The organism is Treponema sp. OMZ 798 (assembly GCF_024181385.1).
Lineage (GTDB): Bacteria > Spirochaetota > Spirochaetia > Treponematales > Treponemataceae > Treponema_B.
Map to the genome: position 1 here is coordinate 2397607 of NZ_CP051305.1, position 13986 is coordinate 2411592.

The 13986-nt window shown below is 38.5% G+C and carries 13 protein-coding genes; 6 read left to right on the forward strand and 7 right to left on the reverse strand.

What is annotated here, in order from left to right:
• A complete protein-coding gene (locus tag E4O07_RS11140) occupies positions 1-1098 on the reverse strand; it encodes an amidase domain-containing protein (RefSeq protein ID WP_253685801.1) in 1098 nt (365 codons plus the stop codon).
• Between the two features lie 14 nt (positions 1099-1112).
• Complete coding sequence (locus tag E4O07_RS11145) at positions 1113-1637, reverse strand: PsbP-related protein (protein ID WP_253685803.1); 525 nt, start codon at positions 1635-1637, stop codon at positions 1113-1115.
• Between the two features lie 169 nt (positions 1638-1806).
• On the opposite strand from E4O07_RS11145, the gene pdxS reads away from it, so the two are divergent.
• On the forward strand, positions 1807-2667 hold the full coding sequence (gene pdxS, locus E4O07_RS11150) for a pyridoxal 5'-phosphate synthase lyase subunit PdxS (protein ID WP_253677535.1): 861 nt from the start codon (positions 1807-1809) through the stop codon (positions 2665-2667).
• Positions 2668-2737: 70 nt separating this feature from the next.
• Here pdxS and E4O07_RS11155 read toward each other — a convergent pair whose 3' ends face one another.
• Positions 2738-3982, reverse strand: coding sequence for a galactokinase (locus E4O07_RS11155; protein WP_253685805.1), 1245 nt, complete (start codon positions 3980-3982; stop codon positions 2738-2740).
• A gap of 86 nt (positions 3983-4068) precedes the next feature.
• Between E4O07_RS11155 and E4O07_RS11160 the strand changes: the two genes are divergently transcribed.
• From E4O07_RS11160 to E4O07_RS11170, 3 genes are read left to right on the forward strand one after another with little or no spacing between them, the layout of a single operon-like run.
• Positions 4069-4776: a tRNA 2-thiocytidine biosynthesis TtcA family protein gene (locus tag E4O07_RS11160; RefSeq protein WP_253685807.1), complete on the forward strand. Its 708-nt coding sequence runs from the start codon at positions 4069-4071 to the stop codon at positions 4774-4776.
• 47 nt (positions 4777-4823) lie between these two features.
• Positions 4824-5045 carry a DUF1902 domain-containing protein gene (locus E4O07_RS11165; protein ID WP_253677538.1) on the forward strand — a complete coding sequence of 74 codons (222 nt, stop codon included), beginning with the start codon at positions 4824-4826 and terminating at the stop codon, positions 5043-5045.
• Positions 5045-5239, forward strand: a complete 195-nt coding sequence (locus E4O07_RS11170) for a type II toxin-antitoxin system HicA family toxin (protein WP_253677539.1) — start codon at positions 5045-5047, stop codon at positions 5237-5239. Before E4O07_RS11165 ends, E4O07_RS11170 begins: the two co-directional genes overlap by 1 nt.
• A gap of 13 nt (positions 5240-5252) precedes the next feature.
• On the opposite strand, the gene arcA is transcribed toward E4O07_RS11170, so the two are convergent.
• Positions 5253-6485: an arginine deiminase gene (gene arcA, locus E4O07_RS11175; protein WP_253685809.1), complete on the reverse strand. Its 1233-nt coding sequence runs from the start codon at positions 6483-6485 to the stop codon at positions 5253-5255.
• Between the two features lie 239 nt (positions 6486-6724).
• On the opposite strand from arcA, the gene E4O07_RS11180 reads away from it, so the two are divergent.
• Together E4O07_RS11180 and E4O07_RS11185 are read left to right on the forward strand one after the other, a co-directional pair.
• Complete coding sequence (locus E4O07_RS11180; RefSeq protein WP_253685811.1) at positions 6725-8158, forward strand: M20 family peptidase; 1434 nt, start codon at positions 6725-6727, stop codon at positions 8156-8158.
• Between the two features lie 65 nt (positions 8159-8223).
• The gene (locus tag E4O07_RS11185) at positions 8224-8706 is read left to right on the forward strand and encodes a ferritin (RefSeq protein WP_253685813.1); all 483 of its coding nucleotides are present in this window, start codon (positions 8224-8226) and stop codon (positions 8704-8706) included.
• 86 nt (positions 8707-8792) lie between these two features.
• On the opposite strand, the gene deoC is transcribed toward E4O07_RS11185, so the two are convergent.
• The 3 genes from deoC to E4O07_RS11200 form a co-directional block, all read right to left on the reverse strand.
• Positions 8793-9443, reverse strand: coding sequence for a deoxyribose-phosphate aldolase (deoC, locus tag E4O07_RS11190; RefSeq protein WP_253685815.1), 651 nt, complete (start codon positions 9441-9443; stop codon positions 8793-8795).
• A 69-nt stretch (positions 9444-9512) separates the two neighbouring features.
• The gene (locus E4O07_RS11195) at positions 9513-12431 is read right to left on the reverse strand and encodes a tetratricopeptide repeat protein (RefSeq protein WP_253685817.1); all 2919 of its coding nucleotides are present in this window, start codon (positions 12429-12431) and stop codon (positions 9513-9515) included.
• A complete protein-coding gene (locus E4O07_RS11200; protein ID WP_253685819.1) occupies positions 12421-13968 on the reverse strand; it encodes a fibronectin type III domain-containing protein in 1548 nt (515 codons plus the stop codon). The genes E4O07_RS11195 and E4O07_RS11200 overlap by 11 nt, the downstream gene beginning before the upstream one ends.
• Positions 13969-13986 lie beyond the last annotated feature (18 nt).

Here is a 13986-nt window from a genome sequence, read left to right on the forward strand (position 1 = left end):
CTAGTTATTCGGACTTAAATAAATAGCCTCAGAGTTGTTTAAGTGAGGGAAGGAAACTTGCTTGCGGTCATTTGTATGCCCGTTAAATAAGATGGTGATACTGTCATTGGATGTTATAAAAACGACATGAGATTCTTTTGTAAGACAGATAAAACCGCCCTCACTTGCAGCAGAATAATTTGTTGCATAAAATAAATTATTCTTCTGCATATAGGTTGTTACGCCGCTATTTTCATATCGCGGACTCCCTGTTCTGATCCAAATAAGGCTTTCAGGATACCAAGCAGCCGTCGGCGAAATTCCGCCGGCATAGATACATTGAGAAACAAAATTTGCACAATCATTGTCATATATTTTGTACTCAGGATTCCAAACGGATATATCGCTTGACAGATTTAAAGGATTGGATGTATATTTATTTGAATAGCCGACGGCAGCCGCATTATTGTAATCAACCTTTTTTGAATTTGTTTTAACATGATACTTTATAAAATCAAAACCGTTTTGCATAAGCACCTCAGAGTCCGGAGACCTTAAAGAAAAAGCGTCTATTTTTGTATGATAGGTTGCTATTTCAATTTTTATATTTTCAAAATTGTTTTTTTCGGTAAATGTTATTTTAAAAATATTGTTTTCAATTTGTTTTTTACCTATATACTTTTTTAATTCCGTAGTTCTTTTGTTGTATTGGCGTAAGGCATTTTTACTGTCTTTAAAATTTTCAACAGCTTTTTTCATGCCTGCAACAAATGGCAGTTGATAAACCGAATTAAACTTCAATTTTTTTTCTATCGAAACAAAATAGAATTTTTCATTTGAACCATAGTCTTCATCATCAGGTATATAATCGTAAACGGAAACATTTAGAATATCATAATAGGTTGAATATAAACTTTCAGCATATTTTTTAAAAAAAATTTCTTCTTTTGAATTTTCTTTTTTAGGTTTTGCCTTTATATTTACATCATGTTTACTTGAGTCTGATTTTCCTTCTTTAAATTCTTTTATTATCGGATATAGTTTAAAAATTGCAACTATCCAAAGTATAATTATAAAGAGAATAAAAAGAAGTTTAGCCTTGTTTGTTTTTTTTCCCATGAGATAAAACTAAATTACTCTTCTTCTTTTTTATCAAGAACCTGAAATGTTTTCATAGATGCATCGAGCATTTCCAAAATTTCAGGCTCAACATCATTAGATAAGGTAGCAGCACATATATAAAGAATATTGTTATGCTTAAACAAATAAAAATAATGTTTTACAGAATCTTTCGCTTCATGAAATTCCATTATAAGTTTTCGGCATTCCAAATTATAATTACTTTCAAATTTTTCTTGTGTTATTACTGTAGAATCGGAGGCCGGGTCATCAGGATTTTTTTGATCGGATAAATATTCATTAGCGACATCATCCATTGAACCTGAAACCTCTTCAGAAATAAAAATCATATTTTGATTTTGACCGTTTGCCGATTCTCCGTATATTATCTTATACTTCAGCCCGGGATAAGTCATTGTTTCCCAACCGTCCGGCATCTCAAAGGTAAAATCCTTAAATTCATCCGTATAGTAATCTTGCGAAGATAAATAAGTCATAAGTATAAAAATAAAAAAAAGTGTCGATAAGAATTTTTTCATAGATCGGCTCCTAAGGTAAAGCATCGACTAAAACTATACAAAAGATGAGAAAAAATGTCAACCTAAAGAAAAAGGCTGTTGCATCTTATAAATTACAAGGTTATTAAAACTGAGCCCCCTTTAACTTATCTGTGCTTTGCAGTATAATTGACACCGTCCTAAAACATTTATGGAGGTTTTTGTGGATATTTTAGATAAGCTAAGGGGCGGCGTCATTATGGACGTAACCAACCCCGAACAGGCAAAGATTGCAGAAGATGCAGGAGCCGTTGCAGTCATGGCCCTCGAAAGAATTCCCGCCGATATACGGGCGGCAGGAGGGGTCTCAAGAATGAGCGATCCTAAGATGATCAAAGAAATCATAAAGGCTGTAAAAATTCCTGTTATGGCAAAGGTCAGAATCGGTCACTTTGTAGAAGCTTCAATTTTGGAAGCTATCGGTATCGATTTTATTGATGAATCCGAAGTTCTATCTCCGGCAGACGAGGTTTATCATGTAGATAAAAACAAATTTAAGGTACCCTTTGTCTGCGGTGCCCGCAATTTGGGAGAAGCCTTGCGAAGAATTCAAGAAGGAGCAAAGATGATCCGCACAAAGGGTGAGGCCGGGACCGGAGACGTTATTCAGGCTGTAAAGCACATGCGCCAAATTCAAAGCGAGATGAGGCAGCTGACAACTTTAAGAGAAGATGAACTCTATGTTGCGGCTAAGAATTTCCAAGTTCCCTATGCCCTTGTAGAATATGTACATAAGCACGGTAAGCTCCCCGTTCCTAACTTTTCGGCAGGCGGAGTTGCAACTCCCGCAGATGCAGCTTTGATGGTTCACCTCGGTGCTGACGGCGTTTTTGTCGGAAGCGGAATTTTTAAATCGGGAGATCCTGCAAAAAGAGCAGCAGCCATTGTAAAAGCCGTAAAGAATTACGATAATCCTGCAATCTTAGCAGAGGTTTCAGAAAACTTAGGCTCTGCTATGGTAGGAATCAACGAAGAAGAAATAAAAGTTATAATGAGCGAAAGAGGCGTTTAAACCGCTTTATTCAATGTTAAAAAAAAGGTGTTTAATGAGCTCTTAGACTCACTAAACACCTTTTTTCATTTTATAAGATGCGGACTCCGCCGGAGCTTTTAAATTCAAAGAATTCGGGACTATCCCCGGTTTTTTCAAAATACCTTTTATGTACCTCAAGATAGAATTCGTCCATCGTCTCTTTTTTTACCAAGGCAAGAATAAAGCAGCCCTCAGTATTTCCGATCAACTTTGCTCCTCGGCAGCCGCTTTGAATAATGGCGGTTTCAAAAAGAATGTTTTGTTCGGTGCTCATCAGCTCAAAATCATCCCTCATCGAAATATGGGATTCGCAAAGAAGTTTTCCCAAAAGATCCATGTCGCCGTTTTTTAGGGCTTTTACAGCCTTAGATACTCTTGCGTTTTCGGTAATGCAATGCTTTACTCTCCGCAATATCGTCTTATCAAAAAAGCTCGGTTTATAGTAAGTATAATCTGCCTCGGTTATTTCGCAAAGGTGATCCAAGTCCAATTTTTTTTGCAAAATATGCAAACCCTCTTCACACTCCATGTAGCGGATATTGGAGGATGCCCTATAAGCTTCCCTGTTTGAGCGGGTACCGATTAGTACGATTCCGTATTCTCCTAAATTTAATGGAAGACTTAAAAAAGAAAGATCCCTAGAGTCAAACAAGTTAATAGTCTCTTGTTTTGCCGAAAAAGACGATATCTGATTTGACAGTCCCCTCTTTGTGTTTAAGACCTCATGTTCAGCTTCCAGACACAAAGAGGCTATAGTTTTAAAATTTTCTTTAAGCTTAAACAAGGATAAAAGGCCTGTGCAAAAACCTGCTTCAAAGGCCGGTAATGAGGTCTGCCTTGTCTTAAAGCGAACCTTATCGAAAACTAAGATGTCAAATCCGCTCAAAGGATTTTCAAAATGCTTATTAATTTTTTGTACAGTCAAAAGAATGATATCGAATATTAAATTTGCTGAACCTTCTTCTTGCACGATGTCCGGCTTTTGATTTTTTTCTGCTTGTCCGCTTATAAGGCCTTCAAATTTTTTGTTCAGCAACAGATCCGTAAAAGAAATTTTATCCGTATTATTTTTTTTAATAAAAAAATAAATAGACTTATTGAAGCATAAGTTTAAAACATTTCCGCCGTTATAATCCAGCTCTTCCCCCATGAGGGTCAAACTGACAGGAGAGGCTATTAAAATTCCTTCTTCGGGTGAAGCACCGTAGATCTCATCAAAAAGCTTTTTAAGCTCAAGTTTTAATTCGCCTTCGCCCATATCTTCCAAATTCTTTATATCCACATTAAAATTCATACAACACCTCTCTTTCATTATCGGCAAGAAACTTATTAACCCAAAAGCCATTGTCTTTTTTTAAAAAAAAGATTATTCTCAATCTCATGGCAAATCCCAAACTTTTTAGAACAATCGACAGGGCTGTTTTTGATTACACGATGATAGAAGAAGGAGATCGTATTTTGCTTGCTGCTTCGGGCGGAAAGGACTCTACAGCCTTGGCCGAATATTTTTCGATGCGCTTAAAACGGCCCTCTCCTAGATTTGAAGTTCACGCTATGCACATTGCAACCGATGTAGCTCCGCCGTTTTCCTCTGAGCTTATAAAAATGTTTGAAAACTGGAACATTCCGCTCACCGTAAAAACCGTTTCGGTTTTGGGAAGATTAAAACCCAACGAAAAGATGAATTGCTGGTGGTGCTCGACCCAAAGGCGTACCGAGCTGAATAAATTTGCCATGGAGGCCGGCTTTAATAAGATAGCCTTGGGCCATCATCTGGACGATATTTTGGAAACCCTTTTGATGAATTCTTTGGAAAAGGGAATTTTATCTACAATGCCCCCTGTCTTAAAATTCGAAAAATATCCGGTTACCATGATAAGGCCCCTCTGTCTTGCAGACCTCCCCATGATTATCCGCCATGCGGACCAGGCCGGCTATATCTGCTCTACCTGTACCTGCAATTTTCAAGAAAACTCCGCCCGAAAAACAGCCCGCTCAAGACTTGACAGGCTGACCGGCGGCTCTTACAAATTAAAAATAAACCTTTTTAATTCCCTAAAAAATATCTTACCCGAATATTTACCGTAAAATGTTTATACTTGTAAAAATATCCGGCCTATGATAAACTTATAGTTATGGAATATGTCATTAAAATAAACTGGGATAACGAAGCCGGAGTATGGATAGCAACAAGTGATGATGTGAGAGGGCTTGTGCTTGAAAGCGGTTCGATCGATGCCCTCATGGAGAGGGTACGATATGCCGTGCCTGAGCTCCTCCAAGAAAATAATCAGCTTCCCCATGATCAAACCACATTGCACTTTTGTGCCGAAAAATCCGAACGGATGTACGCGTAATGGCTCAGTATGAAAAAATTGTGAGAGAAATCTTGCGTAAAAACGGATGCAGTTTTGTAAGACACGGCAAGGGTGACCATGACATTTGGTATAGTCCGATAAGCGATTGCCGTTTTACTGTTGACTCAAAAATAAAATCACGGCATACCGCTAATGCCATTATGAAGCAAAGCGGTATAGACCATAAGTTTTAATCTTTATATAAAGCTAGCGTATATCATCTCTCAACAAGGGCATACTCATACAGCGGGGGCCGCCTCGGCCGCGGGAAAGTTCGCCGCAGGGCATTTCGAGGACTTTTAAGCCCTTCTTGTTTAAGATTTCGTTTGTAACATCGTTTCTTTCATAGACGACTATTGTACCGGGGCTTATGCAGAGGGTGTTGGAGCCATCGTTCCACTGTTCGCGCTCGGCTGCAATCTTGTCTCCGCCTGCACATTGGATGAGCTCAATTTTTCCGGCACCGGTATATTTTTCAAGCACCTTTTCTAAGGTAGAATCAATCTGCTTTACATTGAGCTCACCCTTTTTTGCTCCTTTAGTAATTTCAAAAACTCTTAAGGGGCCAAGGATTCCGGGGTGGATGGTGAACTTATCAAAGTCTATCTGAGTAAATACCGTATCCAAGTGCATAAAGGCTCTTATTGCCGGAATCTGAAAGGCAAGGATGGTCTTTATGGGAGAAGACTCATCATCAAAAATATTGTTTGCGATAGAGTCTATGGCATTTGCAGATGTACGCTGAGAAAGGCCGATAGCCAGCACTTCTTTCCCGATATTTAAGATGTCTCCGCCTTCAATGCTGGGGGCATCGTAGCGGTTATAGAATTTTTTTACTTTTCCTGCATATTCCGGATGATGCTCAAAGATATATTCACCGTAAATAGTTTCGCGGCATCTGGTTACAGAGTACATCTTGTTTAAGCTGACTCCGTTTCCTATACATGCAAAGGGGTCGCGGGTAAAGTAAAGGTTAGGCATAGGATTTATAAGCATAGAGCCCGAGTCCAAAACATAGTGGGCAAGAGAGTGGGTATTCTTAAAGGGTATCTCGTTTGCATTTACCCCCTCCATTGTTTTTAGGATAAGCTCTTTCGGATCCTTTATTGCATTAAGAAAATCATAGATCATTTTTTGATAATATTCGGAATATACATCAGCTTCGTTAATGTACTGCTTTATAAATTTTTCGCGGATTTCCGCACTTTGAGAAACAGCCTCAGCAGCCAGGTCTTCAAGATATACGACCTGAACTCCGTTTTTAGATAAAATATCGGCAAAGGCATCATGCTCTTTTTGGGCCATTTTCAAAAACGGAATATCATCGAACAATAATTCGTCAAGTTTATCGGGAGTAAGATTTAAAAGTTCCTTTCCGGGACGGTGCAGGAGCACCTTTTTTAGTTTTCCTATTTCGCTTGTAACATTTATGACAGCCATGCAATTCTCCTTGCTTTAATAATAGTCTGATAATCTAAGGCTGATTGTACAGGATAAGGGGAAAGAATTCAATAGGGAAATGAAAAATGCCGAAGGCCGAATTGCCCTTTGTACTTCGACATTCACACTTTGCTCTTCGCCATTCGTACTTCGTACTTCGTCACTCGCACTTTCCACTTCGTCATTTGCCATTTCATTGAGTTTATGCTATAATACTGACTATAAAAGGGGAGAAACTTATGAATTATTTTTACCTGTTATTTTTGCTTCTTGTGTTTCCTTTAAGTTTGCTGCTAAGGGCTCTTACATTTAAACCTAAAAAACTAAATAAGATTATTATCGAAGATATCGATATGGACTTTGACAAGGCTATAAGCCGTTTTGCGGGGATGATAAAGATTCCGACAGTGTCTCACGCCGATGTAAGCCTTGAAGACCCTGCCGTTTTTAAAAAATTTCAAGACTATCTTAACGAGGCCTACCCTCTGGTAACCAAAACCTGTCCGCGGCGAATCTTAGGGCCTAAGGGGCTTCTCTATCATTGGAAGGGAAAGAGCTCCGAAAAGGCTTCGGTTTTTATGGCCCATTATGATGTAGTTCCCGTAAATCGGGAAGGCTGGAGCCGGGATCCCTTCGGGGCAGAAATTATAGATAATGTACTTTGGGGGCGCGGTACCTTGGACACTAAGTGCACCCTCTGCGGTGTAATGGAAGCTGCCGAGTATCTCCTTTCAAAGGGGTTTGTACCCGAGCACGATATTTATCTTTCCTTTTCGGGGGATGAGGAGCCGCACGGCCCAAGCTGTCCTGCAATAGTCGAAGAGCTTAAAAAAGAAAACATAAAAATAGACTTCGTTCTCGATGAAGGAGGGGCCGTAGTTGAAGGTGTCTTACCCGGCATTAAAGAAAGGTTTGCCGTAATCGGTATAGGAGAAAAGGGACAGATGGATGTGGAGCTTTCGATGGAAAGTAAGGGCGGGCACGCCTCAACACCTCCCCGGCACACAATAGTAGGAGAGCTCTCTCAGACTGTTTGCAACATAGAAAACAATCCACTCCCCATGCATGTAACGCCTCCCGTTTCGGCCATGTTCGATGTCCTCGGCCGTCATGCAGGCCTTGGGATGAGGTTAGTCTTTGCAAACCTAAAAGTTTTTTACCCGCTTTTTAATCTGCTTACCAAAAAAACAGGCGGGGAATTAAACGCAATGCTCCGCACAACAACGGCCGTAACAAAGATGTCCGGCTCCGATGCCTTTAACGTTATTCCGCCTAAGGCAAGCATAGGAATCAATATCCGCTATCTGGCCGAAGACGGAAGAGAGAATATTGTTTCTCATTTTAAAAGAGTAATAAAAAATGAAGACGTAAAGATAGAGGTAAAATATGATGAGGAACCAAGCCGCTATTCAAAAATAGATTGCCCCGAATTTGAACTTTTAAGCGATGCAATCAGGCAAACTTGGGAAGACGCTCTTGTAACGCCGTATCTTATGATGGCCTGCTCGGATTCCCGCCATTACTCAAGAATCTCGGACAAGGTATACCGTTTTTCTGCGATGCACTTAACAAAGGAAGAAAGAGGCTTGATTCACGGCAATGATGAAAGAATACGCCTGGACGAGTTTAAACGCACCCTTGCCTTTTTTGTACGCATAATGAATAAATTTTAACTTGACTGTAGACAAAAATAGTGTTATCTTTTATTTATGCATATAAACAAAAGGCGGTAAATATTATGAACGAAAAAATTACAAAGGCTTTAAACGAGCAGATTAACAAGGAAATGGAATCGGCTTATTTGTATTTAGGAATGGCTGTACATTTTGAAGCAGAGGCTCTTCCGGGTTTTGCCCATTGGATGCAGGAACAAGCTAAAGAAGAAATGGAACATGCTCTTAAAATATACAGATATTTATTTGAAATTGGAGCAAAGCCGGTTTTAGGAGCCATCGGTGCCCAGAGTACCAAATACGGAAAACCTATAGATGTAATCAAAAAGGTTTTGGAACATGAAAAATTCGTAACCGCTTCAATCACAAGCCTTTACGAGCTGGCCCTTGCCGAAAAAGATTATAAAACTCAAAGCTTTTTGACATGGTTTATAAATGAGCAGGTAGAAGAAGAAGCCAATGTTTCGGCCATCTTAGACAAATTCAAATATGTAGACAACAACGCAGGCCTTATGATTCTTGATAAAGAACTGGGCGAAAGAGCCTAAATTTTAAGAACACAAAAAAACCGGCTCGCTTGAGGCCGGTTTTTTTATTATAAAAGGTACGCTGTTTAAAATTAGCTTTTTAAAATTTACTTGCCGGTAACTATTGCGATACCGCTGCTTGCACCTATTCTTGAACAGCCCAAGCCGATGTAGGTTTCCGCATCTTCGCGGGTACGCACTCCGCCCGAAGCCTTTATCTTCGTATCTTTTTTTAAGTACTTTTTAAACAGTTTTATATCTTCAACTGAGGCCCCGCGAGATCCGTAGCCTGTCGAGGTTTTTATAAAATCCGCTCCGGCCTTTTCGATGATTGCACAAATATCCGCGATGTTTTTTTCTTCAAGATAGCAGGTTTCTACAATCACTTTAAGAAGAGCTTTTTTTTCATGGCAAGCCTTTGTAACGGCGCTCACCTCATTTTGAGTATACTCCAAATCTCCTTCCAAAAGCTTTCCGACATTAATAACCATGTCTATCTCTTCAGCACCGGCTTCGATTGCCTTTTTAGCTTCTTCTACCTTTACCTCTGTTGAAGAAGTTCCAAAAGGAAAAGAAATAACGCTGCACACTTTTACATCCGAATCTTTCAGCTCCTTGCTCACTAACGAAACATTGCAAGGATTTACACAAACGGAAGCAAAATGATATTCCTTTGCTTCGTTACAAATTTTAATTATATCCTTTTCTGAAGCTGTCGGTTTAAGAAGGGTGTGATCTATATATTTATTTAATTCCATATTTAAACTCCTATCTGTTAAGAATAATATATATTTGGCCTTTTGTCCAGCTCTTGCGCTGTCAAAATTTTATTCGATTTGTTCTATCAGCTTATTGATTTTTCCTATACAGGCAGAAGCGAACCCCTTATCAGGAAGCTGAGATGCGACTATCCGCAGATAACCTAAAACATCCTTTAAGGTCTTATCGGCAGAAGTTTTAGGTTCTATTGTTTTTTTCAAAGCGCCTCTTACATTTAAGAGAATCATCCTGCGTTTTAATCCTACATCTCCGGACAACTTATTTATAACATATTCCATTTGAATACGTTCATTACTGATAAGAAAATCTTTCAGCTCGACAGAAGGAAGATTATCCAATAAATCGCGTAAATAGACAAAGAGTCTAACTATTTCATAGCTTTCGATAATATCCAACTCTTCTTCAAATTGAGGAGATTTTTTTAAGCCGTGAGGCAAAATTGAAAAAGAAGGTTTTTCAGAAGCTTCATTTACAATTTCATCGATAGTCTCAGAGGTGTCCAAATCATCATCAAAGGAAGAAGGAATAAGAGAGTCCGGGGCAGAAAAAGCAGGATCCAAAAAAGCATCATCTTCAATATCATTACCCTCAGCAAAAATACCGGCTTCATCAAAAGTATTGTCGTCTTCAAAGACAGTCTCATCCATATCTTCATCTTCAGCACTTAGATCCATCTCATCAAAGGCCGGAACATCAGAAGCTTGGGGAGGTTTTCTGCCTAAGGGGCTTTCAGCCGCCGGCTTAGAGCTATCTTTCGAACCTAACCCTGTTTCCGGTTCTTTTACAAATTCCGGTTCTGTTTCAAATTCTTCAGTTCTTTCAATTTCGTCATCTTCAAAAATAGGGCTATCAGGTTCAGCTGAAACGGGTTTCCCGGACTTTGCTTCAGAGTTGATATCTTGGGGATAATCAGGTTCAGGTAAACCGGATTGGTGCTGAGGCTGATACGGAGCCGGCTCATTTGGGGGCTGATAAGGCGGAGATTGAGGAGGAGCGGCATCTGTTCCAGAAGCTGCATCTTTTACAGATGCAGCTTCTTTTGCCGGCATATCTTCTTTTTCTGAAGTATCTTGAAGTTGAAACTCTTCCTCAGGTATATCGTTTTTGCGGTTTCTGTTGGGCCCCGGCTTACCGAGTTCAAGGGGATCATACTCGGCACCAATATCCGGACTATCGTCAATCGGAGCATCAACATAGACCAAATTATCTAATGAGTCTTCATCTTCTCCTCGGTCAAAAACTTCATCATCAGCCAACTCCATCAAATCATCAAAAGGCATTTCCAAGTCAGGCATATCCTCAAAGCTTTCGCTGAGAGTTATTTCATCATCATCTTCAAAATTAAGGTCTCCCACATCTTTTAGATCCGATTCAGGGCTTATATCAAGCTCTTCTTGAGGAAGTTTAAGTTTATCAAGATTTTTATTAAGAATACCGTCATCTCCGTATGACCTAACTGCATCTTCATATAGCTGCACAGATTTAGATAAGCTGCCTATATCATCATTTTCTACCTTATCGGTTTGAATATCAACAATTTCATTTGCAAGCCTAACAGCCTCGAAAGTATTTCCTTCCTTTTTGTTAAGCTCCAAAATCGCCGCAAGGGCTTCAGTGTTTTTTGAATCATTTTTTATTATCTTGTTATATTCATGCTTGGCCAAATCATACATTTTCATTTGTTCATAGGCCCTTCCTAGTTTTAGCCTAGCGGGAATTTCTTGGGGTTTTTCATTTAGATATTTGATAAGCTCATTAGCCGCTTCTTTATATTTATCGTTATGAAAATAAAGATCAGCCAATTCCTCTCTCATATTTATTTCGCTTGGAGATAATTGCAGTAAGTGCTCAAAAATAAGCTCTGCTTTTTTAGTGTCCCCTAAAACAGAATAAAGCTTGCCCTGCATTTTAAGAACATCTTTATCTCCCTTAATTTCTTTACTTAAATGATTTAATATTTCTTTTGCTTTTGCATAATCTTCAAGCATCAAACACACTTCTGCCGTGCTCAACAAAAGCTCTTTATTATCAGGATGTTTCTCTTTATTATTTATCAAAATATTATAAGCATCAAAATATCTTTTTTGAGCTTTAAGCATATCGGAATATCCGAGTACCGCAGGCAAAAAGCTTTCATTCAAAGAAACGGCTTTTTTATAAAAATCTTCTGCATATTTATCTTCATGAATTTTTTCATAAAGCTTCGCTAGCTTTGTAAAATTTTCTTCCGATTGACTTGTTGATTCTATAATCATTTTATATGTTTCAATGGCTTTTTCGAATTCTCCCATTTCTACATAACAATCAGCAATAGCCGTAAGGGCTTCATACCAATTAGGCTTTGTTTTTATGGCAGTTTGATATGAATTAATAGCTTCTTTATAAAGCTTTTGTTCCTTATACAGTTCTGCAAGATTAAAATTCAAAAAGGGATGATTTGGATCTACTTTTAAACCCATCTTATAAGTTTCCAGAGCCTTAGGATAATCTTTGCACAAAAAGTATACGCTTGCTAAGTGGTTATATGCAAGGGCATCATCAGGCTTCATATCCAGCACATCGGTAAAGCATTGTATTGCATGTTTATAATCGCCGTTTTGTTTATATGTATTGCCTAGGTTATAAAGAGTTGTTTCGTTTTTAGTATCTATAGCCCTTGCCTTTTCCAATATAACTACAGATTCATTAAACATATTAAGCCGGCGGTAGATAACCCCCATGTTATTTAAAATATCCAAATTATTAGGCTTGAGCGAATTTAATTCTTTGTATACATCCAAACCTTTTTTCATGTCGCCTGATCGGACATAAAGTTTTCCCAAAAGACTTTTTAATTGATAATATTCGTCAGGTGTATTTTTTTGTTTTTTAAATTGATTTAATAAAATTTTTTCTGCAAATTCATAGTCACGAGATAAAATAGCTGAATTAGCCTGCTCAATTATTATGTTCAAATTACTCGGCATTTTTTCCTTCCTTTTTACTTTGCAGAGGCCGAGCCCATGCCTCTTTTGATGTATCCCCGGCATGCTCTCCGTTCTCTTCATCATAAGCGGCTATCGCAAAAAAGTATAGTTTGCCGTTTTTTAAATTTTCTATTTTATAGCTTGTCACATTTCCTACATCAATGGGCGAATTTTCTCCGAAGTATTCCCCCTTTTTATTTCCAAAATAAATCAGATATCCTTTTACATCCGTATCTATAGAAGGAGACCAAGATAATTCAACAGATGAGTTCCCGGCTCTTGCAATCACCTTTGACGGAGGAAGAGGAAGGTTATCTTTTTCATACTCCAAAGAAAATGAATGAATCAGCGGGGATTTAAGACCTTCCGCATCGGGATAAATATCACAGGCAATTTGAAAAAAAAGTCCGGCAACATTTTTTATTGCCTCATTCGGTTTAATACTTTTCCATTCAGGATAGCTTCCGTTCCAATTAAAAGGACTGTCGGCAGCCCTGATAAAAAATTCAACATCAGTTTGTTCAGGTGTTTCATATGCAGCCTTTAACAAAAGAGGCCGGGATTTATTTCCTCCGGTGTCGATTATATTGGTTTCTATGCGGCCGCCGTCTTGAGGATACTTTTCAAACAAGGAAGATATTTCCCAAGGCATTCCGAATTGAGAAAAAAAGTTTGTAACCTTTAGTTCATCAAGTAAGCCGGAATAGTTTAATCCGATCAGTACATCCGATGATGCACCCAATGCCGAATAAAGCACCTGCTTACTTTCCCTTCCGGTATCAGTCATGTAAACAATGGCTTCGGATTTGCCGTTCATTCTGTATTCCAAAAGACCCGTATTTTCATCATAGGTAATAAGGTGATGACTCCAAATTTCGGGAATGATATTTGATCTTCCAGAAAGCCGGACATCCAGTCCCTTATTGTTTTTGTCCTGCCAAATATTTAAAAAAGACCATTCAAGCTTATTATTAAAAATACTTGCCGCTATATTTTGATACATTGTTTTTCGTCCGTCAACCAAGGAAGTCCACCAACGTAAAATCGTGCTTCCGCTTTCCGTTGTCTGAGGGCATAGCCAAAATTCTATAGTAAAGGATTTTAAAATTTTACTTCCTGCAAAAAAAGAAGTCTTTGAAGGTTTTAATGTCAAACTTTCATTATTGGAATTATAATGAAAAAGAGCCGCACCCTCTCCAATTTTCGCCCTTTCGGCACCAAGATAAATAATTGACGAATTCGCAACAGTATAATTTCCTGTTTCTTCAATTGTGTCCTTAAAATCGAAGCTAAGGTACATATCCGTAGTTTCGGTAATATGTTGGGAAGCGGATGTCAAACCCAAAGATTGCAGTCCGAATTTTCCGTTTCTTTGTTCTATATTGCGGGAATAGACAAGATTATTCCAACCCAATTTTCCGCCGAAATTTAAGACTGCATCTTCAGAAAAAGCGGAAATTAAGAGAATATTAAAAAAAATAAGGCTCAGGGCAGAGCTTTTTCGCAAATTTAGTTTAAATTTACACATAATCTGCACTTATTATCGGCAAAAAAG

What these genes read in the sequence shown, in the direction of transcription:
- E4O07_RS11140 (WP_253685801.1), bottom strand. Translation starts at nt 1,098, where the DNA reads ATGGGAAAAAAAACAAACAAGGCTAAACTTCTTTTTATTCTCTTTATA.
- E4O07_RS11145 (WP_253685803.1), bottom strand. Translation starts at nt 1,637, where the DNA reads ATGAAAAAATTCTTATCGACACTTTTTTTTATTTTTATACTTATGACT.
- pdxS (WP_253677535.1), top strand. Translation starts at nt 1,807, where the DNA reads ATGGAGGTTTTTGTGGATATTTTAGATAAGCTAAGGGGCGGCGTCATT.
- E4O07_RS11155 (WP_253685805.1), bottom strand. Translation starts at nt 3,982, where the DNA reads ATGAATTTTAATGTGGATATAAAGAATTTGGAAGATATGGGCGAAGGC.
- E4O07_RS11160 (WP_253685807.1), top strand. Translation starts at nt 4,069, where the DNA reads ATGGCAAATCCCAAACTTTTTAGAACAATCGACAGGGCTGTTTTTGAT.
- E4O07_RS11165 (WP_253677538.1), top strand. Translation starts at nt 4,824, where the DNA reads ATGGAATATGTCATTAAAATAAACTGGGATAACGAAGCCGGAGTATGG.
- E4O07_RS11170 (WP_253677539.1), top strand. Translation starts at nt 5,045, where the DNA reads ATGGCTCAGTATGAAAAAATTGTGAGAGAAATCTTGCGTAAAAACGGA.
- arcA (WP_253685809.1), bottom strand. Translation starts at nt 6,485, where the DNA reads ATGGCTGTCATAAATGTTACAAGCGAAATAGGAAAACTAAAAAAGGTG.
- E4O07_RS11180 (WP_253685811.1), top strand. Translation starts at nt 6,725, where the DNA reads ATGAATTATTTTTACCTGTTATTTTTGCTTCTTGTGTTTCCTTTAAGT.
- E4O07_RS11185 (WP_253685813.1), top strand. Translation starts at nt 8,224, where the DNA reads ATGAACGAAAAAATTACAAAGGCTTTAAACGAGCAGATTAACAAGGAA.
- deoC (WP_253685815.1), bottom strand. Translation starts at nt 9,443, where the DNA reads ATGGAATTAAATAAATATATAGATCACACCCTTCTTAAACCGACAGCT.
- E4O07_RS11195 (WP_253685817.1), bottom strand. Translation starts at nt 12,431, where the DNA reads ATGCCGAGTAATTTGAACATAATAATTGAGCAGGCTAATTCAGCTATT.